The sequence below is a fragment of the Nocardia gamkensis NBRC 108242 genome (genome assembly GCF_001612985.1).
GTDB classification, from domain to species: Bacteria; Actinomycetota; Actinomycetes; order Mycobacteriales; family Mycobacteriaceae; genus Nocardia; species Nocardia gamkensis.
The window spans coordinates 12090-37949 of sequence record NZ_BDBM01000008.1; the positions used below are offsets into that span (position 1 = coordinate 12090).

At 69.4% G+C, this 25860-nt stretch carries 26 protein-coding genes, 1 tRNA gene and 1 pseudogene; 12 read left to right on the plus strand and 16 right to left on the minus strand.

Annotation, left to right across the window (positions count from 1 at the left end; genetic code table 11):
- Positions 1-19: 19 nt before the first annotated feature.
- Together NG1_RS09080 and NG1_RS09085 are read left to right on the plus strand one after the other, a co-directional pair.
- The gene (locus NG1_RS09080; protein ID WP_051175021.1) at positions 20-538 is read left to right on the plus strand and encodes a low molecular weight protein-tyrosine-phosphatase; all 519 of its coding nucleotides are present in this window, start codon (positions 20-22) and stop codon (positions 536-538) included.
- The gene (locus NG1_RS09085; protein WP_062969618.1) at positions 538-1431 is read left to right on the plus strand and encodes an SURF1 family cytochrome oxidase biogenesis protein; all 894 of its coding nucleotides are present in this window, start codon (positions 538-540) and stop codon (positions 1429-1431) included. Before NG1_RS09080 ends, NG1_RS09085 begins: the two co-directional genes overlap by 1 nt.
- 57 nt (positions 1432-1488) lie before the next feature.
- On the opposite strand, the gene NG1_RS09090 is transcribed toward NG1_RS09085, so the two are convergent.
- Together NG1_RS09090 and NG1_RS09095 are read right to left on the minus strand one after the other, a co-directional pair.
- Complete coding sequence (locus NG1_RS09090; protein ID WP_062969619.1) at positions 1489-1887, minus strand: VOC family protein; 399 nt, start codon at positions 1885-1887, stop codon at positions 1489-1491.
- A 106-nt stretch (positions 1888-1993) separates the two neighbouring features.
- A complete protein-coding gene (locus tag NG1_RS09095) occupies positions 1994-2911 on the minus strand; it encodes a cobalamin biosynthesis protein (RefSeq protein WP_062969620.1) in 918 nt (305 codons plus the stop codon).
- A 148-nt stretch (positions 2912-3059) separates the two neighbouring features.
- Between NG1_RS09095 and sigJ the strand changes: the two genes are divergently transcribed.
- Positions 3060-4013: an RNA polymerase sigma factor SigJ gene (sigJ, locus tag NG1_RS09100; protein ID WP_062969621.1), complete on the plus strand. Its 954-nt coding sequence runs from the start codon at positions 3060-3062 to the stop codon at positions 4011-4013.
- Here sigJ and ald read toward each other — a convergent pair whose 3' ends face one another.
- Positions 4014-5123 (minus strand): alanine dehydrogenase, encoded by a 1110-nt coding sequence (gene ald, locus NG1_RS09105; protein WP_062969782.1) that lies wholly within the window; start codon positions 5121-5123, stop codon positions 4014-4016. It lies immediately after the preceding gene.
- A gap of 129 nt (positions 5124-5252) precedes the next feature.
- Positions 5253-6020, minus strand: a complete 768-nt coding sequence (locus tag NG1_RS09110; protein WP_062969622.1) for an MBL fold metallo-hydrolase — start codon at positions 6018-6020, stop codon at positions 5253-5255.
- 71 nt (positions 6021-6091) lie between these two features.
- Here NG1_RS09110 and NG1_RS09115 point away from each other — a divergent pair, with 71 nt between their 5' ends.
- The 3 genes from NG1_RS09115 (at position 6092) to NG1_RS09125 (ending at position 7930) form a co-directional block, all read left to right on the plus strand.
- Positions 6092-7060: a GlxA family transcriptional regulator gene (locus NG1_RS09115; RefSeq protein ID WP_062969623.1), complete on the plus strand. Its 969-nt coding sequence runs from the start codon at positions 6092-6094 to the stop codon at positions 7058-7060.
- A 2-nt stretch (positions 7061-7062) separates the two neighbouring features.
- Entirely contained in the window at positions 7063-7578 is a 516-nt protein-coding gene (locus NG1_RS09120; RefSeq protein ID WP_062969624.1) for a gamma carbonic anhydrase family protein, read from the plus strand.
- Positions 7579-7744: 166 nt separating this feature from the next.
- Positions 7745-7930 (plus strand): hypothetical protein, encoded by a 186-nt coding sequence (locus NG1_RS09125; RefSeq protein WP_040865840.1) that lies wholly within the window; start codon positions 7745-7747, stop codon positions 7928-7930.
- A gap of 24 nt (positions 7931-7954) precedes the next feature.
- Here the strand turns inward: NG1_RS09125 and NG1_RS09130 are convergent, their stop codons facing one another.
- A complete protein-coding gene (locus tag NG1_RS09130; protein ID WP_062969625.1) occupies positions 7955-8953 on the minus strand; it encodes a GAF domain-containing protein in 999 nt (332 codons plus the stop codon).
- Between the two features lie 104 nt (positions 8954-9057).
- On the minus strand, positions 9058-9870 hold the full coding sequence (locus NG1_RS09135; RefSeq protein WP_062969626.1) for an SDR family NAD(P)-dependent oxidoreductase: 813 nt from the start codon (positions 9868-9870) through the stop codon (positions 9058-9060).
- Positions 9871-10212: 342 nt separating this feature from the next.
- On the opposite strand from NG1_RS09135, the pseudogene NG1_RS38170 reads away from it, so the two are divergent.
- Positions 10213-10569, plus strand: a pseudogene (locus NG1_RS38170) (TetR/AcrR family transcriptional regulator); the annotation flags it as partial.
- On the opposite strand, the gene NG1_RS38175 reads toward NG1_RS38170, so the two are convergent.
- The gene (locus tag NG1_RS38175; RefSeq protein ID WP_084498798.1) at positions 10537-12504 is read right to left on the minus strand and encodes an Eco57I restriction-modification methylase domain-containing protein; all 1968 of its coding nucleotides are present in this window, start codon (positions 12502-12504) and stop codon (positions 10537-10539) included. The pseudogene NG1_RS38170 and the gene NG1_RS38175 sit on opposite strands and share 33 nt — an antisense overlap.
- A gap of 172 nt (positions 12505-12676) precedes the next feature.
- Between NG1_RS38175 and NG1_RS09150 the strand changes: the two genes are divergently transcribed.
- Positions 12677-13363, plus strand: a complete 687-nt coding sequence (locus tag NG1_RS09150) for a nitroreductase (RefSeq protein WP_062969628.1) — start codon at positions 12677-12679, stop codon at positions 13361-13363.
- Positions 13364-13444: 81 nt separating this feature from the next.
- Here NG1_RS09150 and NG1_RS09155 read toward each other — a convergent pair whose 3' ends face one another.
- The 7 genes from NG1_RS09155 to aceE all read right to left on the minus strand — a co-directional run bounded on the left by NG1_RS09155 (position 13445) and on the right by aceE (position 22660).
- Positions 13445-13930, minus strand: a complete 486-nt coding sequence (locus tag NG1_RS09155; protein WP_062969629.1) for a winged helix-turn-helix transcriptional regulator — start codon at positions 13928-13930, stop codon at positions 13445-13447.
- 188 nt (positions 13931-14118) lie between these two features.
- A complete protein-coding gene (locus NG1_RS09160) occupies positions 14119-15552 on the minus strand; it encodes an acyl-CoA carboxylase subunit beta (RefSeq protein ID WP_040865737.1) in 1434 nt (477 codons plus the stop codon).
- Positions 15553-15674: 122 nt separating this feature from the next.
- Complete coding sequence (locus NG1_RS09165; RefSeq protein ID WP_062969630.1) at positions 15675-16925, minus strand: KasA/KasB family beta-ketoacyl-ACP synthase; 1251 nt, start codon at positions 16923-16925, stop codon at positions 15675-15677.
- Between the two features lie 10 nt (positions 16926-16935).
- A complete protein-coding gene (acpM, locus tag NG1_RS09170; protein WP_040865735.1) occupies positions 16936-17235 on the minus strand; it encodes a meromycolate extension acyl carrier protein AcpM in 300 nt (99 codons plus the stop codon).
- A gap of 120 nt (positions 17236-17355) precedes the next feature.
- Positions 17356-18270: an ACP S-malonyltransferase gene (locus NG1_RS09175; RefSeq protein ID WP_062969631.1), complete on the minus strand. Its 915-nt coding sequence runs from the start codon at positions 18268-18270 to the stop codon at positions 17356-17358.
- A 128-nt stretch (positions 18271-18398) separates the two neighbouring features.
- Positions 18399-19733 carry a PucR family transcriptional regulator gene (locus NG1_RS09180; RefSeq protein WP_062969632.1) on the minus strand — a complete coding sequence of 445 codons (1335 nt, stop codon included), beginning with the start codon at positions 19731-19733 and terminating at the stop codon, positions 18399-18401.
- 11 nt (positions 19734-19744) lie between these two features.
- The gene (gene aceE / locus NG1_RS09185) at positions 19745-22660 is read right to left on the minus strand and encodes a pyruvate dehydrogenase (acetyl-transferring), homodimeric type (RefSeq protein WP_062969633.1); all 2916 of its coding nucleotides are present in this window, start codon (positions 22658-22660) and stop codon (positions 19745-19747) included.
- Positions 22661-22873: 213 nt separating this feature from the next.
- Here aceE and NG1_RS09190 point away from each other — a divergent pair, with 213 nt between their 5' ends.
- The 4 genes from NG1_RS09190 (at position 22874) to NG1_RS09205 (ending at position 24611) form a co-directional block, all read left to right on the plus strand.
- Positions 22874-23431, plus strand: a complete 558-nt coding sequence (locus NG1_RS09190; protein WP_062969634.1) for an Rv2240c family protein — start codon at positions 22874-22876, stop codon at positions 23429-23431.
- Positions 23432-23557: 126 nt separating this feature from the next.
- Positions 23558-23980, plus strand: a complete 423-nt coding sequence (locus NG1_RS09195; protein WP_062969783.1) for a DUF3052 domain-containing protein — start codon at positions 23558-23560, stop codon at positions 23978-23980.
- A 77-nt stretch (positions 23981-24057) separates the two neighbouring features.
- Positions 24058-24522 carry a peroxiredoxin gene (locus NG1_RS09200; protein WP_062969784.1) on the plus strand — a complete coding sequence of 155 codons (465 nt, stop codon included), beginning with the start codon at positions 24058-24060 and terminating at the stop codon, positions 24520-24522.
- A 17-nt stretch (positions 24523-24539) separates the two neighbouring features.
- Positions 24540-24611, plus strand: a tRNA-Val gene (locus NG1_RS09205).
- Between the two features lie 116 nt (positions 24612-24727).
- Here the strand turns inward: NG1_RS09205 and NG1_RS37380 are convergent.
- Entirely contained in the window at positions 24728-24949 is a 222-nt protein-coding gene (locus NG1_RS37380) for a tyrosine-type recombinase/integrase (RefSeq protein ID WP_168434107.1), read from the minus strand.
- A gap of 183 nt (positions 24950-25132) precedes the next feature.
- A complete protein-coding gene (locus NG1_RS09215) occupies positions 25133-25324 on the minus strand; it encodes a hypothetical protein (protein ID WP_062969636.1) in 192 nt (63 codons plus the stop codon).
- Between the last annotated feature and the right edge of the window lie 536 nt (positions 25325-25860).

Sequence of the window (25860 nt, forward strand, 5' to 3'; positions counted from 1 at the left end):
CGGAGTAGAACCGGCCAGAATGGCAGGCGTGGGTCAGCTGCACGTCTCGTTCGTCTGTACCGGCAACATCTGCCGCTCTCCGATGGCGGAGAAGATCTTCGCCTCGCACCTGTACCGGGCCGGGTTGGCCAACCGGGTCCGGGTGAGCAGCGCGGGCACCGGTTCCTGGCACGTGGGCGCCGACGCGGACCCCCGCACCAGCGCCACCCTGCGCAAATACGGATACCCGACCGGGCACGTCGCCGCCGTGTTCGGCGCCGAGCACAGCGACGCCGACCTGGTGGTCGCCCTGGACCGCTCCCATCAGCGTGACCTGGTCCGCCTCGGCATCCCGGCCGAGCGGCTGCGGTTGCTGCGCGCCTTCGACCCCGACGCCGACGACCACGACGTGGCCGACCCCTACTACGGCGACGCGGCGGACTTCGAACTCGTGCGCGCTCAGATCGAGGCCGCCGTCCCCGGCCTGCTCGACTGGGTGCGCGCCGAACTGGCCGCCGAACCGCCCGACCTGCGACCCGTTCCCGACGAGCGACGCTGATGCGCAGGCTCGCGTTCCTGTTGCGCCCCAGCTGGCTGATCCTGGCCGTGCTGGTCGCCGCGTTCGCCTATCTGTGCTTCACCGTGCTCGCGCCGTGGCAACTCGGCAAGAACACGGCCACTTCGCACCGCAACCAGCTGATCGCCGACTCGGTGCGGGCCGATCCCGTCGACGTCACCACCGTGCTCTCCGACACCGGGAACGGCGCGCACACCGAATGGCGGCGGGTCACCGCCACCGGCGGTTACGTGCCCGACTCGACGGTGCTGGTGCGGCTGCGCCACCTCGACGGCGCTCCGGGGTACGCGGTGCTCGCGACGTTCCGTCTGGCCGACGGCCCCCTGCTGCTCGTCGACCGCGGGCTGGTTTCGGCCGTCGACGGGACGCGCCCGCCGCAGATCCCCGCGCCGCCCGCCGGGACGCAGCGCATCGAGGCCAGGGTCCGGATGTCCGAGGGCGTCACGCCGGGCAAGGAGCCGAGCGTCCAGGACGGCTATCGCCAGGTGTACTCCATCGACACCACGCAGGAATCGACGGTCCTCCAGCAGTCCCTCACCCCCGTGCCCACCGGCGGCGAGCGCGGCGGTTACCTCCAGTTGGGCGAGAACCAACCGGGCGCGTTCACCCCCACCCCCCTTCCTCAACTCGACGCGGGCCCGTATCTGTCCTACGGCCTGCAATGGCTGGCCTTCGGCATCATGGCTCCCCTCGGCCTCGGCTACTTCGTCTACGCCGAGATCCGGGAAAGAAGGAAAGAGAAGGCCTCCGCCGAGCCACCCCGCTCGCCGTCGCCCACCGAGTCGGCCCGGTCCGGGTCGATTCCCACGCCCACTCCGGCCGCACCGACTACGGAAGCCCGCTTGGCCGACCGCTACGGCCGCGGCCGCGGTTGATCCCGGCGCCGCAGCTACTCGGCACTACGCCGCGGCTCGACGCCGTCGGAGTTCGCGTCAGGGCTGATGTGGCCCGAGCAGATCCCACCGGTTCCCCGCGATGTCCAGGAAGACCGCGACCCGCCCGTACGGCTCGACGCGTGGCGCGCGCACGAACTCGACACCGCGGGAAACCATCCGGTCGTACGCCGACTGGAAGTCCCCCACCTGTAAGAAGAACCCGACCCGCCCCGCGACCTGCTGCCCGATCACCGCGGCTTGCGCCCTACCGTCGGCTCGGGCGAGCAGGATGCCCGTCTCGGCACCGGGCGGCCGCACGACCACCCAGCGTTTCGGGCGGCCGTCGTTCGTGAGCGCCGCCGAGTCCTCGACCAGCTCGAATCCCAGGGTGTCGACGAAGAATTCGATCGCGGGGTGGTACTCCGCCACGACGATGGTGATGAGTCCGATCCGCACCGCGAAACCCTATCCGGCCCCGTCGACCGCCCTGAAGACGTCGCCGTCCTCACGAGTTCGGCTCGGAGGTGGTCGCGCCCGACGGCCGCGACCTACGTCGAATCACTCAGCGCCTGGTCGCGGCGACGGCGGCGGCGAGCAGAGTGGCGGTGAGTTGCACGGCCTCGGAAAGGCGAACGGCGCGGCGCAGGTCGTGCACGGTGGGAGCCGGGCCGTCGCCGAGCACCGGGCGCATCTCCACACCGTGCGGGTATTCGGTACGGCCGCCCAGCCGGACGCCGAGCGCCCCGGCCATCGACGCTTCCACGACTCCCGCGTTGGGGCTCGGATGGCCGGCCGCGTCACGCCGCCATGCGGCCAGAACGGCAGCGGGCCGCCCGCCGATCAAGGGGGCGAGCGCGGCGGTGAGCACACCGGTGACCCGCGCCGGGATCAGATTGGCCGCGTCGTCGACGCGCGCGGCGGCCCAGCCGAAGCGCCGGTAGCGCTGGTTGCGGTAGCCGATCATCGCGTCGAGCGTGTTGATCGCGCGGTACCCGAGCAGACCCGGGACGCCCCCGACCGCACCCCAGACCACCGGGGCCACGGCCGCGTCGGAGGTGTTCTCGGCGATGGACTCCAGGGCCGCGCGGGCGAGCCCGTCCGCGTCGAGCGCCTGCGGATCGCGGCCGCACAGCGAGGGCAGCAGCGCGCGAGCCCCCTCGAGGTCGCCACCCTCCAGTCGATCGGCCATCGCGTGCCCGGCCCGGGCCAGGCTGCGTCCACCCAGGACGGTCCAGGTCGCGACCGCGGTCGACGCCACTCCGCCGCGCCGCGCGGCCATGCCGAGCCCGACCACCGTGCCGACGGCCAGCGCCTCGTGCGCCAGCCCCGCCGCGCGCCGGTCGGCATAGGTCACCGATTCCAGAGCCGCCACCGCCGAGCCGAATCCGGCCACCGGATGCCACCGCCGCGGATCGCCGAACGCCCGGTCGAGCGCGAATCCGAGCAGCAACCCGATCGCGGTAGAGGTCCCCTTCTGCACCCGGTGAGGCTATCGGTCGAGTGACCGGCCCCGCGCGGACGGCTCGCCTCTCGACGCCATGTCACACTCTGTTCCCCTGCGTCGTCGATCTTGTGACGCACCATAGACTCGCCCCGGCAGGGGCCGAACGACGAACAGGCGACCAGAAGTGACTTCCGAACAGCGTGAGCCCCTCGACCAAGCCGAGCTGGCCCGGCAGTTCGAGGAGCACCGCGGGTATCTGCGCAGGCTCGCCTACAGCACGCTGGGCAGTCTCAGCGACGCCGACGATGTCGTGCAGGAAGCGTGGCTGCGGTTGCAGCGCCAGTACGAGGCGGGCGCCGCGGGCGAGATCGACAACCTGCGCGCGTGGCTGTCCACCGTGACCGGCCGGCTCGCCCTCGACCACCTCGGCTCCGCCCGTGTGCGCCGCGAACAGTACGTCGGTGAATGGCTGCCGGAGCCGGAGGTGACCAGCTGGGAGGATCCCGCCGACCGGATCACCCAGGACGAGCGGGTCACCACCGCGCTGCTGGTCGTGCTCGAGTCCCTGTCGCCCGCCGAGCGCACCGCGTTCGTGCTCCAGGACGTGTTCGGCATGAGCGGCCCGGAGGTCGCCGAGGTGGTCGGCCGCACCCCGGCCGCCGTCCGCCAGCTCGCCTCCCGGGCTCGCAAGCACGTCGAGCAGGGCACTCCGCGCTTCCCGGCCTCTCCGGACGAGCAGCAGAAGGTGGTGTCGGCCTTCGCCCTGGCCTGGCGGTCCGGCGATCTGAGCGCTCTGCTCGGTGTGCTCGACGCGAACGTCAGCCTCACCGCCGACGGCGGCGGCAAGGTGCCCGCGATCCGGCAGCCCGTGCACGGCGCCGAGATCGTGGCCAAGCTGCTGCTCGGCTGGTACCACGCGCCGTCCGCGACGGGCGCCTGGGGCCGCGCGGTGCTGGTCAACGGCCAACCCGGGCTGGTGGTCTTCGACGGCACCCACACGGGCGTCTTCGCCTTCACCGTCGACGACGGTCACATCGTGTCGATCGACGTGGTCCGCAACCCGGACAAGCTGCGTGACCTGCCCACCAGCGGCGAGCCGGACTGGTACCTGGGCGAGGGCCTCGCCGGGCAGGAGTAGTCAGCCCGCGACGCCGAGCGGCCGCGAATACCCGTGCGCGGCGGCGACTTCCGCCGACAGCAGCCGCCCGGCGTCCGCGGTGAGCCCGTGGGCCAGATCGGGGTGCGTGGCGCATGCCTCCTGCCAGCCGAGGTCGGCGATCGCCCGTACGTAGGGCAGGGTCGCGTTGGTGAGCGCGATCGTCGAGGTGTGCGGCACCGCGCCCGGCATGTTGGCAACGCAGTAGAACAGCGAATCCGCCACCCGGAAGGTGGGGTCCGCGTGCGTCGTCGGGCGCGCGGAGGCGAAGCAGCCACCCTGGTCGATCGAGATGTCCACCAGCACCGCGCCGGGGCGCATCCCGGCGACGAGGTCGTCGGAGACGAGTTCCGGCGCACGCGCGCCGGGGACCAGCACCGCGCCGATCACCAGGTCGGCCGACAGCACCGCCCGCCGGATCTCCGTGGCGTTCGACGCGACGGTGGTGATCCGCCCATCGAAGCGGGCGTCGAGTTCGCGCAACCGGTGCAGGTTGGTATCCAGCACGCTGACGCGCGCGCCCATGCCCATGGCGACCGCGGCCGCGTTCGATCCCGCGACGCCGCCGCCGAGCACGACGACTTCCGCGGGACGCACGCCGGGGACGCCGCCGGGCAGCAGCCCCGCACCGCCGAGCGGGGCCATCAGGTGATACGCGCCCACCTGGGCGCCGAGCTTGCCCGCGATCTCGCTCATCGGAGCCAGCAGCGGCAGCGAGCCGTCGGCGGCGCGGACCATCTCGTAGGCGATCGCGGTGATGCCCGAGCGCAGCACGGCGTCGGTGCACTCGCGCGACGCGGCCAGGTGCAGGAAGGTGAACAGCACCTGCCCGCGGCGCATCCTCGGATACTCCGGCGCGATCGGTTCCTTCACCTTCAGCACCAGCTCGGCTTCCCGCCACACCTGGTCGGCGTCCGGGACCAGGCGGGCCCCCACCGCGGCGTAGCCTGCGTCGGGAAATCCCGATCCGACACCCGCGCCCGCCTGCACCAGCACCTCGTGTCCGTGCCCGATCAGTTCCCCGGCGCCCGCCGGAGTCAGGGCTACCCGGAACTCTTGCTCCTTGACCTCCCGTGGAACTCCGATCCTCATACCGTCATCGTCGCCCCGCCACCGGGCCCGCGCCACGACCGACGCGCCGAACGCGCACGGCGACCACCCGCGCCCGCACCGCGGGCGAGTTTCTCGGCACGTTGCCCAGCTGAGCGCGGGCGGCACTGCTCACACGATCGCGGCGCGGCCCAGCGGCGGTATCCGCAACTGCTCGGCGCGGCCGCCGTAACGGAAGACGTGGCCCAGGTAGTCGAGGTTCTCGCTGAAGTGCGCCCAGCCTTCGGCATGCACCGGCACGATCACCGCGTCGCCGAGTACCTCGGCCGCCCGCAGCGCGGTGCGAGCGTTCAAGGTGGCGTCGGCGTCGCCGAAACGGCCGATGTTGGCGGCGCCGATGTTTAGTACGGCGATGTCGATGCGGCCGATCCGCTCGACGATCTCGCGCACCACGTCGACGGAGGCGTTGTCACCGGAGACGTATACCGTCGGCTCGCCCTCGGCGCGCAGTACGAAGCCGGTGACGATCCCACTGAACGGCTCGCAGCCCTCGGGACCGTGCAGGGCGGGCACGCCGGTCACCCGGACGCCGTGCACCGTCACGGTCTCCCAGTTCCAGAGTCCGCGCACACCTTCGATCCGGGTCGCGGCGCCGGGCGTGGACAGTACGGTCGGCACCGTGGTCAGCAGTTTCCTGCCGGAGTCGTCCAGGTTGTCGGCGTGTTCGTCGTGCGAGAGCAGCACCACGTCCACGGGACCCACCTCGTCGGCCGACACCGCGGGGCCGGTGAGTTTGTGCAAGGTGACGACGCCCGGGTAGTCGCCCGGCTCGTCGAAGGTGGGGTCGGTCAGCCAGGTGCGGCCCGCGTAGCGGAACCGCAGTGTCGGACCTCCGATGTGCAGGACTTCTACCCCGGTGCGTTCGATCGTGTCGCTCATGCCGTTGATCTTGTCCGGCCCGCGTACCGGTAACCAGTGGCCCGTGAGCCGCTTACCATTAAGATCGGGCCATGCGCACGGTGGCCGTCTTGGCGTTCGACGGAATCAGCCCGTTTCACCTGTCGGTGCCCAGCCTCGTCTTCGGCCGGGTCGGCATCGGAGGACCCCCGCCCTATCGGGTGGACGTGTGCGCCGAGCAGCCCGGAAGCCTGGCGACCCCGGCCGGATTCGACATCCGTGTCCAGCACGGCCTCGACACGCTGACGCGCGCCGACACCGTCGTGATCCCGAGCTGGCGAGCAGGCGAACCGCTGTCCGGCGAACTGAGCGCCGCTCTGCGCGCCGCCCACGCGGGCGGCGCCAGGATCGTCGGGTTGTGCCTCGGCTCGTGGGCGGTGGCCGCCAGCGGACTGGCCGACGGACGGGAAGTGACCACGCACTGGGCCTCCGCCGCCGAACTGGCCCGCGCGTTTCCGGCCGTCCGGGTCCGCGCCGACACGCTGTGGTCGGATCTGGGCGACGTCGTCACCTCGGCGGGCGTGGCCGCGGCGCTGGACTGCTGCTTGCACCTGGTGCGCGGTGATCTCGGCAGCAAAGCGGCCACCGAACTGGCCAGAGCGCTGGTCACCGCTCCGCACCGCAGCGGCTCCCAGGCGCAGTACATCCCGGTCGCGGTCCCCGACGCCGCCGACGACGATCCGATCGAGCGCGCCATGGTCTGGGCGCGAACCCATCTCGGCGACCCGGTCGACCTGGACAGCTGGGCCCGCGTCGCGCTCATGTCGCGGCGCACCTTCACCCGCCGCTTCCGCGACCGCACCGGCACCAGCCCGCAGCAGTGGCTGCTGCTCCAGCGCACCGACCGGGCGCGGCTGCTGCTCGAGTCCACCACCGACACCGTGGAACGCATCGCCGTCGACACCGGCTTCGGCTCGGCGATGAGCCTGCGCCACCACTTCCACCGCATCCTCGGCACCAGCCCCGCCGCCCACCGCACCAGCTTCCAAGGGCAGAGCCGAGCGGTTGCACTAAGTTCGTGACCATGCGGATTCAGCTGGGCGAGCATGCGCCGGAGATCGAGCAGAGCGCGTGGATCGCGCCGAACGCCACCGTGATCGGCCGCGTGCGGCTCGGCGCCGAGGTGAGCGTCTGGTACAGCGCGGTGCTGCGCGGCGACCTGGAGACGATCGAGGTCGGCGCGCGCAGCAATATCCAGGACGGCTGCGTGCTGCACGCCGACCCCGGCTTCCCGCTCACCGTCGGCGCGGGGGTCTCGGTGGGCCACAACGCGATCCTGCACGGCTGCACCATCGGCGACGACGTGCTGGTCGGCATGGGAGCCACCATCCTCAACGGCGCCGTCGTCGGGCCGGGCAGCCTGATCGCGGCCAACGCGCTGATCCCGGAAGGGGCGCGGATTCCGCCCGGTTCCCTCGTCGCGGGAGTGCCCGGCAAGGTGCGCCGGGAGCTCGGCCCCGAGGAGCAAGATCGCATTCGCCTGAATGCGACTGTCTACCTAGCAAATACGGCTCAACATCGCACGGGAAATCAGGTGTGAAACAGGACACACTGATCAAGTGTCCAGTCAAGATCGCTGATAGCATTCAGCCAGCGTGCCCGGCGACCCGGGCTCTCCTGTCGACACGGTTGTCGTGCGACTTGTAGCGCAGTGGTGAACCCACCCGGGTCGGTGGGTGGGCGAGCGTGAGGCAGGAGGTATCACGGTGTCGTACGTGCAGTCGGGTGTGCACGGGCCCAAGGGCCGGATCAGCGTCGCCGACATCGCGGCCCAACCCGGCGGAGTCGAGGCACTCCAGCGCCGGGTTCATGAATTGCGTTCCCGCGGTGTGGATTTCGCCGCGAACGCGATCGAGAAGGAGATGGCCGAGCTGGACCTGCCGTGCCGATGACTCCGTTACCACGGTCACCGCGGTTCACGATTCCGCGGTGACCGTGGCCAGTCCGGCCGTGGTGTGCTGATCCAGCGCCATCAACGCGGCCCGTATCCGTACCGGTTGCCAACCACCGTCGAGCCTGCGCAGACGCACCGCTCCCTCGGTGCGATGCCGCGCCAGGTCCCGTGACATGGTCTTCGCGGTGGCCAGATCGTCCGGATGGATCTGCGGCCTCGGCTGCCCCGGCCGGTCCTCCCAGGCGATGTCCGGCATGGGCGCGCCGATCCACCGGATCAGCCGCAACGAGCGCAGATTGACGATCGCGCGGTACTCGCCGGGTTCGGTGGCGGCTTCCAGCAGCGTGTACTCCAGGATCGCGGGCGGCGGCGCCGCGGAGACCGCGGTAGCCGCGCCGATGTCCTGGGTCACGCCGCGCAACAGCACGTGACACTCGCCGCGGTCATCGGGCTCGGCGACGATCCGGCAGGCGAAATGCGCGGCGCGCAGCGCGTCGTCGTCCCGCCGGACGGTCCATACCGCCTGGTGCTCGGTGCCCGGCGCGGAGTTGACGATCTTGGCCAGCGCTTCGCTCTCGTCGCGGTTGGTCACCAACCGGGTGAACGCGCCCGCGATGGCCACCTCGGCGGCACGGTTCTGCGGCGCGACGCCGTACAGGTCCAGCAGGTCGGTACTGCGCACCGAGCGGTTGGCGGTGAGATCGAAGTGCCACGCCCCCATCGGGTCGGCCGCCGTGACCGGCTCCCGCCGCGGGCCCACCCACAGCCGGACGGCATGCGCCCGCCGCGGCGCGATGAGCAGCGGCTCGGCCAGCACCGTGCGCCGCCCGTCAGCGGAGACTTCCGCCACCGGCGCACCGGTCGCGCATGCCCGCCCGAGTGCCGCCTCCGCGTCGGCCAGCGACAGCGGATTGCGCACGATGTTGGTCAGCGGCACGAACGACTTCGGCGCGGACCCCACCGCGATCACTCGTCCCGGAGAACCCGAGAAACACTCGACGAGAACCCATTTCGTCACCACGCGGGTCCCCGCGCCCTACCGCCGCGCGACCCGTCCGGCTTCCCCCGTAGAGTGAAATATGTTCGGCTGGTTGTCATTTCGTCAATCCCCATCCCTGACCGCGATCAGGAACGGAATACCATGTCCAGCACCTTCTCGTGGTACGACCCGGCGATTCTTGTGACCAGGTCCACAGCGATGGCGTCCAGTCCGACCAGAATCTTGGCCTCGCCGCGCGCGGCGCCACGCAGGATCGTCCGCGCCGCGGCGGCGGGACTGGTCCGCGCCACGTGCCCTTCGAATCGGCGCACCACCTCCTCCGCGTCGATCCCCGGCGCGACGCTCGCCGACCGGGCGATCCCGGTGAGCACGCCACCGGGGTACACCCCGGTGACCCGCACCGAGCCGCCCGCCGCCCGCATGTCCTGGCGCAGCGAGTCGGTGAAACCGCGCACGGCGAACTTCGCCGCGTTGTACGGCGCGTGCCGCGCCACGGCCACCAACCCGAAGGCCGAGGACATGTTGACGACATGCGCGCGATCGGCGGCCAGCAGATGCGGCAGGAAGGCCTTGGTCCCGTTGACCACACCCCAGAAGTCGACGGCCATCACTTGTTCGAAGTCGCTGAACGGCGACTCGAGCACGCTGCCGACGTGCAGGATGCCCGCGTTGTTGAACAGCGCCTCCACCCGGCCGAAGCGCGCGACGGTCCGCTCCGCGTACGCGAGCACGGCCGCGCGGTCGGTGACGTCCACCGTACTCACCTCCGGCTCCCGTCCGGTGGCCGCGCACAAAGCCCCCGTCTCGGCAACAGCCTCCCCCGACTTGTCCGACAGTGCCAGCCATGCCCCCGCACCGGCCAATGCCACGGCCAATTCCCGGCCGATACCGGAACCCGCCCCGGTGATCGCCACGACTCGATCCGCGAAATACCCCATGGCTCAACCCCTTTCCGCACCGGCCGAGGGTCAGGGCCGGACGCCGACCACAGGCTAACCAGTCGAACATGGACGCGCGACCTACTCGGCGGGACCGCCCCGTCCGGCGATGCCCGCTCACGCTTCGCCCACTCGATGAAATAATGGACGTTCCCGTCCGCACCGTCGCGACGCCGCGCCCACCGGCCACGGCCCGGCCGCCGCGCCGAACCCACTGGAGATCCGATGCCAACCATCTCGCCCATGCTGCAACGCATCCTCGAGAAACCGGTCGCCGACGGCGAGAAGCTCCTGGAAAGCGCGCTCTCGGCGTTCCTGGATTTCGGCATCAAGCGGACCAGCATGGGCGAGATCGCCCGCCGCGCGGGTATCAGCCCGGCCACGCTGTACCGGCGCTACGAGTCCAAGAACGATCTGGTCGAGGCGGTCAGCGTGCGGGAGGCGCAGCGCTTCGTCGCCTCGATCGAGAAGCAGGTGCGCACCGTCTCGGGCAACGACGATCAGCTGGTGGAGATCTTCGTGGCGTTCATCGGCGCCATCGCGGGCAACGAACTGCTGCGCAGGCTGCTGCGGACCGAGCCCGACCTGATCCTGCCCCGGCTGACCACCGAGGCGGGACCGATCCTCGCCGTCGGCCGCGACTACCTGGCCGAGAAGCTGCGCGAGCTACGGGATGCCGGTGGCACGCACGACTTCGACGCCGATCTGGTCGCCGAGATCATGGCCCGGCTGGCGCTGTCGCTCGCTCTCACCCCTGACGGCCTGATCCCGGTCAGCGATCGCGGCGCGGCGCGCGAATTCGCCCGCCGCACCCTGCTGCCGATGGTCGGCGTCCGGGTCAGCGCGTAGTCCGACGCCGAACGCGGCGGCCACCCGCTCGTCCAGCTCTGCCCGCGCCGCGAGATCCGGCACCCGGCCCTCCACGAACTCACGGACCAGATCGATCACACCCGCCGACCGGGTGGCCGCCGGATCGGGCACCGGCAGCCGAGACACGTACTGGGTGATCCACCGACGCCTGCCCGAGTACAGGCGATTGCCGCAGACCACGTCGTAGAACCGCAACCCCAGGGCCGAATTGGCCACCCCCATCAGCAGATACGCCAAGCGCGTCGCCTCGGCGGGCAGATCGGCCAGATCGGGCAGCGAGATCCAGTAACAGTCGCCGTTGACCACCGCGCCCGAGCCGTCCAGCGCGAAACGCGGCCGGTCGCTGATGTCCGGGAAGACCAGCTTCGGCTCGCGCCACAGGTGCGGCCGCTGCGGGACCCAGATCTCGTACCAGGCGCGACCGCTCTCGGTGACGTAGCGGCGACCGGCCAGCGTCTCCCGATGGGACCGCAGATACGCGGCCGCGGCGGGATATTCGTCGAGATCGATCGGCGTGCGGCGTGCACTGGCCAGATCGTAGGGATACAGCACGCGAACCTCGCGGGCGCGGGTAGTCCGCCACGGCGCGAGATCGTGGTGGGTGATCAGGTCGAGCAGCAATTCGGACTCCGGACACGGCTCGGCCTGATCCCAGCGGTCGGAGATGAACACACGGTCGGCGGTCGTCTTGATGCCCACTCGAATGCGCGCCACATCGCCGAAACTGCGCCAAGTCGTCTCCGCTATCCGCGCCAACCAGGAATCGATCGCGTCGTGCGACATCCGCCACGCGACCTCCGGTTCCCGCGCCACACCCCGGCGAGTCCTTCGTTCCGCCGTCAGCTCTGGTCCCCCGTCGCCCGTCGCCGCGCCGGTCGAACCGCCGTCGCGTCCGCGATCGGCTCCGGCGGAGTCCGGGGACGTCGACCCCCGGGGTTCGGTCGCCAGCTCACCGACCTCGATGACGAAGGTCCGGCCGTTGTACTCGACGATCGAGCCGCCCGGGTCGACCAGCGCCTCGAACAGCGTCTTCGCACCGGGTGTTTTGCCGGTGGCCTCGTAGGCGGAGACGTAGCGGCAGCCGTCGCCGTGCCCGGCGCGCCGCGCGATGGCGATCGCGGGGAGCACGGCGGCGGTGAACAGTTTGGTGTCCCCCAGGTCGTACAGCTCGACCGGAACCAGATCGGTCACCAGCAGCCGCCGGATGTTCGCTCCTGCCTTGGTGGTCAGGAACCGGTTGGCGCACAACAGGCCGAGCACGCCTCCCGCGGCCAGCAGCCGCGGCAGCGTCGCGACGAACGGATGGGTGAGGTCGATCCGCCCGCGCAGGCCGAACCGCTTGCTCAGCAGCTGCGCCGTCGATCCACCCAGCTGCTGGGTGCGCACATACGGCGGGTTGGTGATCACCGCGTCGAACGAGCCGTCCGCCAGCTGGGCCTCCACCGCGAGGAAGTCGGCCCTGCGCCATTGCGCGGCGATCCCCGCCGCCCGTGCGCGCTCGCGGGCGACCGCGAGTGCTCGGGCATCCAGGTCGTAGCCGACCAGCACCAGGCGGAGGCCGGGAAACCGGGTCGCGACCTCGTGGTGCACGGCGAACAGCAATTCGCCGTCGCCGCAGGCCGGATCGAGCACACGCAGGACGCCGGCGTCGGAGAACTCGACATGGCGTAGCAGCCGTTGCGCCAGGAACCGGGCCAGCACAGGGGGCGTGTAATGCCTGCCGTGCCGTTTGCGGTCCCGCGCGGCGGGAGCTTCGGACGCCATATCGGGATTCTGCCTCGTCGCGCCGTGCCGATCGGCGTAACTCGGACAACAGGATCGCGGGACCGCGCGTCGCGGCCGACTCGCCCGTCCCGGCCGACCGCCCGGCTTTCGCGGCGGGGTGTTCGATGCTAGCGTCTGGTCTCGAAATAAGACTGACAAAGGAGGCGGGGGAATGGCAGTGGTGACAGACGACTTCACGGCGCTGAGCCGGGTGCTCGACGAGCGGTGGACGTGCAGGCAATTCCATCCGCAGCCGGTCGAGCGCGACACCATCCATGCCCTGTTGCGGCTGGCCCAGCGGACGCCGTCGTGGTGCAACACCCAACCCTGGCAGGTCGTGGTGACGGAGGGGGCCGGCACGGATCGTTTCCGGAAGGAGCTCGTCGAGCACATCGCGACCGCCACGCCCGCACCGGATTTCGAGTTCCCGGCGCAATACACCGGGGCGTACCGGGACCGCAGGCGGGAATGCGGAAAGCAACTCTACGAAAGCGTCGGCATCGCCAAAGGCGATCACGAGAAAACCATGCGCCAAGCCGTGCGGAATTTCGAACTCTTCGACGCGCCGCATGTGGCGATCGTGACCAGCGAAGCCGATCTGGGCATCTACGGAGCGGTGGACTGCGGTCTCTACATCGGCAGTTTCCTCTTGGGCGCCCAGAGCCTCGGCCTCGGCGCGGCGCCGCAGGCCGCGCTGGCCACCTACTCCCCCTTCATCCGGGAGTATTTCGGCATCCCGGAGCAGCGCAAGGTCGTCGCCGGAATCTCGTTCGGATACCCCGACCTCGACCATCCCGTCAACGGCTTCCGCACCACCCGGGCCGAGCCCGGCGAAGTCGCCACCTGGTTCGCCGACTGATGCCGCCGTGCGCGGCCTCGCCCGGCGAGGTCGCGCGGACGGAGTATTCCGCTGCGCCCCCGTCGGTCACCGCGCTTTCCGCTAGCGCGCGCGACCCGCGGCGGCCTCGCTACCGGTGACGCCCAGCAGACCGGGTCCCGGTTCCGGGGTGACCTCCCGTGCGGTGAGTTCGGTTCCGCACGAATCGCATTCGAGCTTGATGTGCGCCTCGCCCGCGCAATCGCGATGGGCGTAGCGCACCGGAGGCCCTTCGGGCGCCATGTGGGTATCGCCCCAATCGCGGATGGCCAGCAGGATCGGGTAGATGTCGTGGCCTTTGGGGGTGAGGCGGTACTCCTCGTGCGCGCCCACGGCGGCCTTCTGCTTGACGAGGATGCCGTTGTCGATCAACCGGTCCAGCCGATCCTGCAGCCTGCTGCGCGAGATCCCCAGTGCGCTCTGGAAAGCGTTGAACCGCCGGATACCGGAGAAGCAGGACTTGAGGATCAGCAGAGTCCAGCGATCACCGAAGATCACGAGCGGGCGCGTGATCGAGCACGGCACGTCGGCCAGTTCTTCGTAGCGCACCTCCCGATGCTACCGACCACCGAGCCACCCTCGCCCCGTGAAACTTCACGACCTCCGCCTGCCCGGGCACATACACCATCCAAGCCACCGAATCGGCGCACGCCACCGCCGGTTCGCCGACCCCTTTGCGGGCAGCCTGGAAACGCGAAGCGGGCCCGGGAGTGCCGGGGCCCGCTTCGGTGGGTGGATCAGAGCGGAATGTTCTTGTGGTGGCTGGCGCGGGCCGGGGCCGCCGCGAGAGCCGCGGCGATGACGCTGCGGGTCTTCGCCGGGTCGATGACCTGGTCGACCACACCGATCGCGATGGCGCGCTCCACGCCGCCCGCGATGCGCTCGTGTTCGGCGGTGAGCCGCTCGTGCAGCGCTTCGCGCTCCTCCTCCGGCGCGGCCGCCAGGGCCTTCTTGTGCAGGATGCCGACCGCGGCCTTGGCGCCCATGACGGCCACCTCGGAACCGGGCCACGCGTAGACCGCCGTCGCGCCGAGCGAACGGGCGTTCATCGCGATGTAGGCGCCGCCGTAGATCTTGCGGGTGACCAGGGTGACCCGCGGTACGCGCGCCTCGGCGAACGCGTGCAGCAGCTTCGCACCGCGCCGCACCACGCCTTCCCATTCCTGGCCGACACCGGGCAGGTAACCCGGCACGTCGGTGACCACGATCAGCGGGATGCCGAACGCGTCGCACAGCCGCACGAAACGCGCCGCCTTCTCCGCGCTTTCGGAGTTCAGGCAGCCGCCGAGGCGGATCGGGTTGTTCGCCAGCACACCGACGGTGCGTCCGCCGAGACGACCGATGCCGGTGACGATGCTGCGGGCGTACAGCCCCTGCAACTCCTCGAACGACGACTCGCCGTCGACGTTGTCGAGCAGCTCGTGGATGATCGGCTTCACGTCGTAGGCGCGCTTGGCCGATTCCGGCAGCATCGCCTTCAGGTCCACGTCACCGTGCTCGGCCGCGACCAGGTCGAACTCGCCCTGCTCGGCGAACATCGACACCAGGCGGCGCGCGCGGTGCAGCGCGTCGGACTCGTCGTCGGCCACGATGTGGGTGACGCCGGACTTCTTGCCGTGCGTCTCCGGGCCGCCCAGGGTGGCCATGTCCACCTGCTCGCCGGTCACGCTGCGCACCACGTCCGGGCCGGTCACGAAGACGCGGCCTTCCGGAGCCATGATCACGATGTCGGTCAGCGCGGGACCGTAGGCGGCGCCACCGGCGGCGAAGCCGAGCACCACGGAGATCTGCGGAACCAGGCCGGACGCGCGGACCATGGCCTCGAAGACCAGGCCGACCGCGTGCAGCGCCTCGACGCCCTCGGCCAGGCGAGCGCCGCCGGAGTGCCACAGGCCGACCACGGGGACACCGGAGTCGATGGCGGTGTCGATGGCGTCGACGATGTGCTTGCAACCCTCCACGCCCATCGCGCCGCCCATGACGGTCGCGTCGGAGCAGTAGGCCACGGTGCGGACACCGTCCACCTCGCCGATGGCGGCGAGCACGCCGGACTTGTCGCGCGGGTGGAGCGGAAGAATGGTGCCGGGATCGAAGAAGCGCTGGAGTCGACCGAGCGGATCACGCGGGTCGGTCGCAGTCTCTTGATGCAACGCGGGAGCGATGATTGTCATCGCGTGGTCTCCTCACCTCGATGAGTGTGCCGCTGCTGCGGCTGCGTATGTCGAACCACGGCGGGGCCGGGCCAGTTCAACTGGCCGACCCCGCCGGGATCGTTGTGCAGTCGATCGCGCGGCTATGCCCGACCGAAGGCGAGCGCCACATTGTGCCCACCGAATCCGAAGGAGTTGTTGATCGCGTACTCGATCTCCTGACGACGGGCTTCGCCCCTCACCACATCGAGGTCGATCTCCGGATCCTGGTTCTCCAGGTTCAGCGTCGGCGGAACGATGCCGTCGCGGATGCTCATCACGGTCAGCACCGACTCGAGGGCGCCGACGGCGCCGATCGAGTGGCCGAGCGCCGACTTGGGCGCGTACACCGAGGCGTGGCTGCCCACGGCCTTGTTGATCGCGTTCGCCTCGGCGGTGTCGCCGATCGGCGTCGCGGTCGCGTGCGCGTTGATGTGCGTGATGTCCTTCTTGGTCAAACCCGCGGACTGCATCGCCCTGGTCATCGCCCGCGCGGCGCCGTCACCCGTGGGATCGGGGGCGACGAGGTGGAAGCCGTCGGAGGTGATGCCCGCACCGAGCAGGCGCGCGTGGATGGTCGCGCCACGGGCCTTCGCGTGCTCTTCGGTCTCGATGACCATCAGCGCGCCCGCCTCGCCGAAGACGAAGCCGTCGCGATCCTTGTCGAAGGGACGCGACGCGCCCTTCGGATCGTCGTTGCGGGTACTCATGGCGCGCATCATGGTGAACGCCGCGATCGGCACCGCGTCGATGAAGCCTTCGACGCCACCGGTGACGACGATGTCCGCGTCACCCATGACGATCATGCGCCAGGCGTTGGCGATGGCCTCGGAGCCGGACGAGCATGCCGAGACCGGAGTGACCACTCCTGCCCTGGCCTTCAATTCGAGACCGACAACGGCCGAAGGGCCGTTCGGCATGACCATCTGCACAGCCAACGGCGAGATCTTGCGATAGCCGCCGTTCTTCAGCTTGTCCACCGAATCGATGAGGGCGTCGCCGCCTCCCAATCCGGTGCCGATGGCCACACCCAGCCGCTCCGGGTCGACTTCCGGGCTGCCCGCGTTCCGCCAGACCTCGCGACCGAGCACGGTCGCGAGCTGCTCGACATAGGCCATGCGCCGGCATTCGACACGAGACAGCAGGGTGTCGGGCCGGACCTTCAGGTGGCCGCCGATGCGGACCGGAAGATCGTATTCCTCGACGAAGGAATCCTCGAGAACGTCGATGCCGCTCTCGCCGTTGAGGAGTCCCTTCCACGTCGCATCGACGTCACCCGCGATCGACGTGGTCGCCGCAAGGCTGGTTACGACGACGTTGGGGAAATTCCCGTTCAAGGTGGAAGGAGTGGTCACTGTTTCGGCCCTACTCGGCGTCGAACTTGGCCTTGAGCTCGGCCGCCGCGTCAGCGTTCTCGGCCTCGAGCTTCTGGATGTAGGCGACGGCGTCGCCGACCGTCTTCAGGCTGGCGAGATCCTCGTCGGGGATCTTGACGCCGTACTTGTCCTCGGTCTGCACCGCGATCTCGACCATGGACAGCGAGTCGATGTCCAGGTCATCGACGAAGGACTTCTCGACCGTCACCTCGGAGGGCTCGATGCCGGTCACCTCTTCGATGATCTTGCCGAGTTCCTCGACGATTTGTTCCTGGGTCAGAGCGGCCACTTCGTGGCTCCCTTCTTGATACTTTGTAGGGCTCTACTGGTTTTTTTCGGATCGAGCGCGGAAATGGTTACCGCCTCTCGGTCACGACCTCGCATCCGAATGCATGGTCGCGGAGGAAAGCTAGCCGGATACGGTCAGCTCAGCCAACGCGGGGAGGTCTTGCGGGGTCTTCAGGGCCAGCGTGGGCGTGCCCTTCAGCTCCCGTTTCGCGATGCCGACGAGGGTGCCCGCCGGCGGCAGCTCCGCCACTGCCGAGACGCCGGCTTGCCGGACGGTCTCGGTGCACAGATCCCAGCGAACTGGCCGAGTGACCTGCGCGGCGAGCTTATCTATCGCGTCACGTCCGGAGGCGACAGGCTTGCCGTCGAAATTCGAGAGCAAGGTCCTGGTCGGCTCGTTCGGCGTGATCTTCGTTATGGCATCGGTCACAGCATCCTGCGCCGAGGCCATGAACGCCGTGTGGAACGCGCCCGCGACGGGCAGCGCGCGAACCCTGGCCTTCTCCGGGGGGTTCGCAGCGAGCTCGGCGAGAGCGTCCAACCGACCCGCGGCCACGATCTGACCCACCGCGTTGCGGTTGGCCGGGACGAGGTCGAGTTCGGTGAGCCGTTCCAGCACGGCGGCTTCGTCGCCGCCGAGCACCGCGGACATCCCGGTCGGCTCCAGTGCGCACGCCTTGGCCATCTCCGCTCCGCGGATGGCGGCCAGCCGGACCGCGTCGTCGGCGGAGATGACTCCGGCGACCGCGGCGGCGGCGAGTTCACCGACCGAGTGCCCGGCCACGATGGTAGCGGCGGGCAGCTCGTCGGGCGAGATCTCCGCGAACGCGAGCAGCGCCGCGGCGACCACCAGCGGCTGGGTAACGGCCGTGTCGGTGATCTCTTCGGCCGTCGCGGTGGTACCGAGACGGACCAGGTCGAGGCCGGAGGCCTTGGACCACAGCGTCAGGCGTTCAGCCGCGCCGGGGAGGTCGAGCCAAGGCGCGAGCATGCCGGGTGTCTGAGAGCCCTGTCCAGGGGCGAACAACGCGATCACGCCTCTAAGAAAACACTGTGAGGCGGGCCGCACGAGATGTCGACGCGAATGAAGGTTCGGAAGCGCTTTTGTGGGGGTTCCACAAAAGACCACGTGGGCTGTCCGAATCGACCGATTCCGCGGATGCGTTACAAGCCCTCGGGGCTGAACGCGACCGGAGTTACCTCTGGGGCAGGAGACGACGATTCGTTACGGGTTCGTGTCAAACGACCTACTGTGGCGGCGATCCGGAGCACATATGCGTCTCTCGGATTCAGCGGATCACGGCCCGTGATCTCGCCGATGCGCTTGAGGCGATACCGGACCGTATTTGGATGGACGTACAGCTGACGCGCACACGTCTCGACCGCACCGCCGCAATCCAGATAGGCGTCGAGAGTGTCCGCCAGCGACGACCCCGCCGCGGCCAACGGTAGGACAAGGTACTCGTTCAGCGCGTCGATCGCAGCTCGATCACCCAACAAAGCGCGTTCGGGCAGCAATTCCGCCGCGTGCACCGGCCGAGGAGCCCCGCGCCAGCCCACCACGGCCTCCATCCCGGCCAGCGCTTCCACCGCGCTGGCGTGCGCCGCGCCGAGGGTGCGGGTGGTCGGCCCGATCACCACCGGGCCGTCGGAGAACACCTCGGCGAGCAGATCGGCCAGGAACGGGGAGACATGCGAGCTCTCCCCCAGGTGCCCGGAGACGACCATCACCAGCCGCGCGCCCTGCACCACCGCGAGCGCGGCCCGCCCGTGCCGCGCCGCGATGGAATGCACCGCCCCCACAGAAGACACGCCCTGCTCGCCGGGCGGGGTGCCCACCAGCACCGTCGCCGGTGCGGTGGCGTCCCAGTTCAGCGTCGCGGCCCGGGAGAGCATGTCCGCACCGGTGTCCCCGCGCACCACGGCGTCGACGACGAGCGCCTCCAGCCGGGTGTCCCACGCGCCGCGCGACTCGGCGGCGCTGGCGTACACCGAGGCGGCGGCGAACCCGAGCTCGCGCCCGTACCGCAGCACCGCCTCGGTCAAGGCGACCAGCTGCCGGTCGTTGCGCGCGAGCGCGGGCAGCCACTGCTCGAAGAACTCCATGGCGACGCGCACCATGTCCACGGTCTGGCGCAGCGTCAACCGCCGCGCGAGATCCTGCGGAATCACCTGGAAGGCGTCCAGGCTGAACCGGATGTCGCTGTCCGGGTCCTGGAGCCATTCCAGGAAGTTCACCACCGCGGTCTGCACCAGCATCTGCACGCCGGCCCGCTGCGCGGCGTCCAGATCGGCGAAGAACGGCAACCGATCCTGCATCGACCCCACCGCCTCGGTGGAGAGGCGGCCGGAGAACTGCTTCACGCGTTTGAGCAGCGTGTCCGGAAGGGGGTCGCGGGTCTGCCGGTTCGGGGAGAGCGCGCCCGTCGGCAGATACACCTCGTGCTCGGAAGAGCCTTCGGAGATCCGTCGCGGCCGCGGCGGTTTACGGTCCACCATCCAATATTCCGCTACGCGAGGTCTTCGTCCGAACTCACCGCTGCCTTCGGCGCGGCGTCCACGTCGGCGATCCCGTACTTCGCCGCCGCTTCCACGGCCTTGGCCGGGTCGAGCTTGCCGGTGCGGCCGAGCCCGGCCAGCGCCGCGACCACGATGGACTGCGCGTCGACGTTGAACACCCGTCGCGCGGCCGGGCGGGTGTCGGAGAAGCCGAACCCGTCCGTGCCGAGCGTGGTGAAGTCGCCGGGCACCCACTTGCGAACCTGGTCGGGCACCGCGCGCATCCAGTCGGTGGCCGCGACGTACGGGCCCTCGGCGCGCGAGAGCGCCTCGGTGACGTACGGGAGGCCGGGATCGCTGCCCGGATCGCGCAGTGCGGCGATCTCCTTGTCGAGCGCGTCCTTGCGGAGTTCGCCCCAGGAGGTCACCGACCATACGTCCGCCTGCACGCCCCACTCCTGCGCGAGCAGCGCCTGCGCGCGCAAGCCGTCCGGCACGGTGACGCCGGACACGAGGATCTGGGCGCGCACCTGGCCCTCGCCTCCGCGCTTGTACAGATAGACGCCCTTGAGCAGACCTTCGACGTCGAGGCCTTCCGGCTCGGCAGGCTGCGGGTACGGCTCGTTGTAGAGGGTGATGTAGTAGAAGATGTCCTCGCCGCCGAACTCGCCCGCGCTGCCGTGCGGATGAGTGCCGGGCAGCGGCGCGGCGCCCTTCGGCGCCGCGCCACCGCCGTACATCCGGCGCAGGCCGTCGCGCACGATGTGGGCGATCTCGAACGCGAACGCCGGGTCGTAGGTCACCACGGCCGGATTGGTCGAGGCGAGCAGCAGCGAGTGCCCGTCGTTGTGCTGGAGGCCCTCACCGGTCAGCGTGGTGCGCCCAGCGGTCGCCCCGAGCACGAAGCCGCGGGCGAGCTGGTCGGCCGCCGCCCACAGGCCGTCGCCGGTGCGCTGGAAGCCGAACATCGAGTAGAAGATGTACAGCGGGATCATCGGCTCGCCGTGCGTGGCGTACGAGGTGCCCGCCGCGGTGAACGAGGCCGTCGACCCCGCCTCGTTGATGCCCTCGTGCAGGATCTGCCCGACGGTGCTCTCTTTGTAGGCAAGCATCAATTCCGCGTCGACCGATGTGTACAACTGGCCGTTGCGGTTGTAGATCTTCAACGAAGGGAACCACGAGTCCATACCGAAGGTCCTGGCCTCGTCGGGGATGATCGGCACGATCCGCTTGCCGATCTCCTTGTCCCGCAGCAGCTCCTTCATCAGCCGCACCAGGGCCATCGTGGTGGCGACGTTCTGCTTGCCCGAACCCTTGCGCACCGAGCGGTAGGCCTCGTCACCGGGCAGCTTCAGCGGCTTGGCCGCGGCGCGCCGCTCGGGCAGGAACCCGCCGAGCGCCTTGCGCCGGTCGAGCATGTACTGGACCTCGCGAGCCTCCATACCGGGGTGGTAGTACGGGGGCAGGTACGGATCCTTCTCCAGCTCGGCATCGCTGATCGGGATCCGCTGCAGGTCGCGGAAGTCCTTGAGGTCCTGCAGGGTCAGCTTCTTCATCTGGTGCGTGGCGTTGCGGCCCTCGAAGTGCTTGCCGAGGGTGTAGCCCTTGATGGTCTTGGCCAGGATCACCGTCGGCTGGCCCTTGTGCGCCATCGCGGCCGCGTAGGCCGCGTACACCTTTCGGTAGTCGTGGCCACCGCGCTTGAGGTTCCAGATCTCCTGGTCGGACAGGTCCTGCACCAGCGCCTTGGTGCGCGGGTCGCGGCCGAAGAAGTGGTCGCGCACGTATGCGCCGTCGTTGGCCTTGTAGGTCTGGTAGTCGCCGTCGGGGGTGCTGTTCATCAGGTTCACCAGCGCCCCGTCGCGGTCGGCGCCGAGCAGCGCGTCCCACTCGCGGCCCCAGATCACCTTGATGACGTTCCAGCCCGCGCCGCGGAAGAACGACTCCAGCTCCTGGATGATCTTGCCGTTGCCGCGCACCGGCCCGTCCAAGCGCTGCAGGTTGCAGTTGACGACGAAGGTCAGGTTGTCCAGACCCTCCATGGCCGCGACGTGCGCGAGACCCCGCGACTCCGGCTCGTCCATCTCGCCGTCGCCGAGGAACGCCCATACGTGCTGGTCAGAGGTGTCCTTGATCCCGCGATCGTTCAGGTAGTGATTGAAGCGCGCCTGGTAGATGGCGTTCATCGGGCCCAGGCCCATGGACACCGTCGGGAACTCCCAGAAGTTGTTCAGCAGCCGCGGGTGCGGATAGGACGGCAGCCCGTGGCCGGGACCGCCGTGGCTGTACTCCTGACGGAACCCGTCGAGCTGATCGGCCGACAGCCTGCCCTCCAGGAACGCGCGGGCGTAGATGCCCGGCGAGGCGTGGCCCTGGATGAAGATCGAGTCACCGCCGCTGGGATGGTCCTTGCCGCGGAAGAAGTGGTTGAAGCCGACCTCGTAGAGCGCCGCCGAGGACGCGTAGGTCGAGATGTGGCCGCCCACGCCGATGCCGGGGCGCTGGGCGCGATGCACCATGATCGCGGCGTTCCAGCGGATCCAGGCGCGGAAGCGCCGCTCCACCTCCTCGTCGCCGGGGAACCACGGCTCGTTCTCGGTGGGAATGGTGTTGACATAGTCGGTGGAGGTCAACGACGGAATGGCGACACGCCGTTCACCGGCCCGCTCCAGCAAGCGGAGCATGAGGTAACGCGCCCGGCCGGGGCCCTCCCGGTCGAGCATCTCATCGAACGACTCGAGCCATTCGCTGGTTTCCTCCGGGTCGATGTCCGGTAGGTAGGACGCCACCCCTTCGCGGATCACCCGCACCCGGCCGCCCGGCTGCGGCGCGTGCGACCCGTTGGGATCGCCGCTCGCGGCGGGCGCGGGGGCGGAGCTGTCTCCGGCGGATTTCGCCGGTGCGGAAGAGTGGATCAGGTCGGTCAAATCTGCTCCTCGTACAGGGGTGGACATGCTGATGGCGTCGGTATCCCCGGGCGGGTTCGCTGGTTGGCGGACCGCCCGTTTACGAAAGGTTCGGGCGCACCATCCATCCTTGCCGATGGCGCGTCCCAAATCATCATGTCAGCCGGAAATCCAGTACCGTTCGACAGGCAAGGTGAGCAGGAGAGCGTGGCAGCCCTGAGGAGCGGGAGGACGATGAAGCTGCTGAACCCACGCGGGTTCGGAATGGTGTGCGCCACCGGCGCGGTCGCTATCGGGGTGGTCGTCGCGGGATGCGCCAACCGGGTGGACGGCGTGGCCGGTCCGAACGCGAGCGATCTGGCGGCGTACAAGACCGAGGCGGCGTCCTCGTCGGCGGCGGCGACATCCTCCCGGCGCGCTGCGGCCCAGGGCAAGGCCATCGCCGACAACTGCGGTCAGTTCCCCACCACCACCGGAGCGGGCGTAAGCAAGTACAACGACTTCGTCGACGCGCACGATTCGAACGCGCCCGACTACGACGCCAAGCGCGACTCCGCGGTGCAGACCCTGGAGGACGCCGCCAACAAGGTGGAAAGCGGCGTGAACTCCGCCAGGGACGCACTGCCCGTGGACTTGGCCGGCCTGTTCACCGAGTACGTGAACGCGGCACGCGCGCTGGCCGCCGAGACGCGCAAGATGACCTACACCGCCCCCGTCGCGGCGCTCAACGACGCCAGCAGGCGGGTCAACGACGCGCGCAACGCCGTCCGCGACTCGTGCCCGAAGCGCTGAGAAAGCCCTTGACGCACCCTCGCAACGCGACATTCGGTAGCTATTTCGCCGGATCGGCTTGCGCTGAAGCCCATAACCATGTTCGCTTGCAACTATCCATTGTCGGGAGTTGAGGAGGACACCACCGTGGTCGCCGCGGCGGACGCGCAGAACTACGCTCAGAAGCTTGGCATTACACACGGCTTGGTTGTCCAGGAATTGGGCTGGGACGAGGACGTCGACGACGACCTGAGAGCCGACGTCGAGGACGCGATCGGCGGCGAACTCGTCGACGAGGACTCCGACGAGGTGATCGACGTCGTGCTGCTGTGGTGGCGCGACGGGGACGGGGATCTGGTCGACGCCTTGATGGACGCCATAGCCCCCCTCGCCGACGAGGGTTTCGTGTGGGTGCTCACCCCCAAGACCGGACAGCCGGGCCACGTCGAGCCGAGCGAGATCGCCGAATCCGCACCGACCGCAGGTCTGACCCAGACCTCGGCGATCAGCCTCGGCTCATGGGCGGGTAGCAGGCTGGTACAGCCCAAGGCGCCCTCGAAGCAGCGCTGAGCCACCGCGCTATGGTTTCCACCAGGGCGGTGTCGCACGCCCGCCCGGTGGAGACCCGACACGATGGAGGATTCGCTATGCCGCTCGAGGTTGGCACTGTCGCGCCGGACTTCACGCTGAAGGACCAGAACAACCAGGAAGTCAGCCTGTCGGACTTCCGCGGGAAGAAGAACGTCCTCATCGTCTTCTACCCGCTCGCCTTCACCGGGATCTGCCAGGGCGAGCTGTGCAAGGTCCGCGACGAGCTGCCCAAGTTCCAGAACGACAACGCGGAGATCGTGGCGATCTCGGTCGGCCCGCCGCCCACGCACAAGATCTGGGCCGCCGAACAGGGCTACACCTTCCCGCTGCTGTCGGATTTCTGGCCGCACGGCGCGGTGGCCCAGGCCTACGGCGTCTTCAACGAGAAGTCCGGCTACCCCAACCGCGGCACGTTCGTCGTCGACCGCGAGGGCCTCATCCGCTTCGCCGAGATGAACGGCCCCGGGGAGCCCCGTGACCAGGCGGCTTGGGAGAAAGCGCTCGCCGCGCTAGATTCATAAGCCGCCGGTAACGGTCCGGGCGTATAGCTCAGCGGTAGAGCACTGGTTTTACACACCAGCGGTCGGGGGTTCGATCCCCTCTGCGCCCACTTCCGAAACAGCATGTCAGACGCTGTTTCACTTTCCCCCGTTCCACTCCCCCAACGTCGGACGCTCTGGTGAACTTGCCAAGAACGTGCCAACGGACCGGCGAACTAGGTTCCGGTCACGGTGTTCTCGTCGCCGAACAACGCGCCCCCGCCGCCTCGAGCGCTTCGGGGTAGACGTGGCCGTAGACCCTTGACAGCACCGCCGGATCGTGGCCGAGCCACTTCGCCGCCGCGCTCGGCGTCGCGCCGGAATCCAGGAGGATCGTCGCGGCGGTGTGCCGCGCGTCGTGCAGCCGGAGCACGGGCACGCCCGCCGCTGGAATTCGTCGGTGAACCACTCCGGCCGGATAGGCTCGGCATCCTCGCGCACGGCGATCAGACGTTCGTTGGTCCACGACTCCCCCAGGGCCAGCGCTTCGGCCTTTCTGAGCGTAGACCCCACGCCGGGGCCGAATGATCTGCCCGGACTCGCGCGGCCGATTTCGACCGAGACGAACCCGACCGCCGTTCCGCTGCTGGCGTCACGCGCCATCCATCGCAACTTCGGCCTCACAAACGCGCATTTCTCCTGCCAGCTCTCCCCGCTCGCGGTCTATCAGTTGGTGCTTCAGTTCGTGTACGAAGTGCAGAACATCCGCGTTCTCCCACCACTGTTCAAGGAACACCCTGTCTTCTGGGACATACTCGGTGAGCACAATCTCAAACAGCGACATGGCCGCAATCTTCCCGGTTCGGCGGTGTCGCCGGGCGGCTTCGGCGATCTGGAGCCGATCAGCACTTCGGCCAGCGCACCGCCCAGACCAGTACACCGATCGGCAAGCAGATGGCGACGACCCACCCGATAACGATCATCGGCGGACCCGCTGCACTCTCGCGTGCCGCGCGAAGGATTCACGGGGCGCGGCACATTCGACATCGGCCGACTGGAGAAGTCGTACCAAGTCCCACGCGGTGACGTGTGCGACAGATGACAAGAGCACAGTTTCAACCCCCGCCGACTCGACCTGTTCCACCAGATCGAGCACCGAGGAGGGATCAGCCCACCGCACCCGGTAGCCGAGCCGCCGCGCCAACCGACGCACCTGGGCCGCATCCCATTCCGTTGTCGGCGACAACGGGTCGATCCATCCGAGCGCGTCCACCGTCCCCTGCCCTTCTCAGTCGTTGGCAAGCTCCCCGCGCCGGGGAATCGGGCCGCCCGGCGCGAGGGCTGAAAAGCACGCTAGGCGTGAGTTGTTCGCGTCCTCCA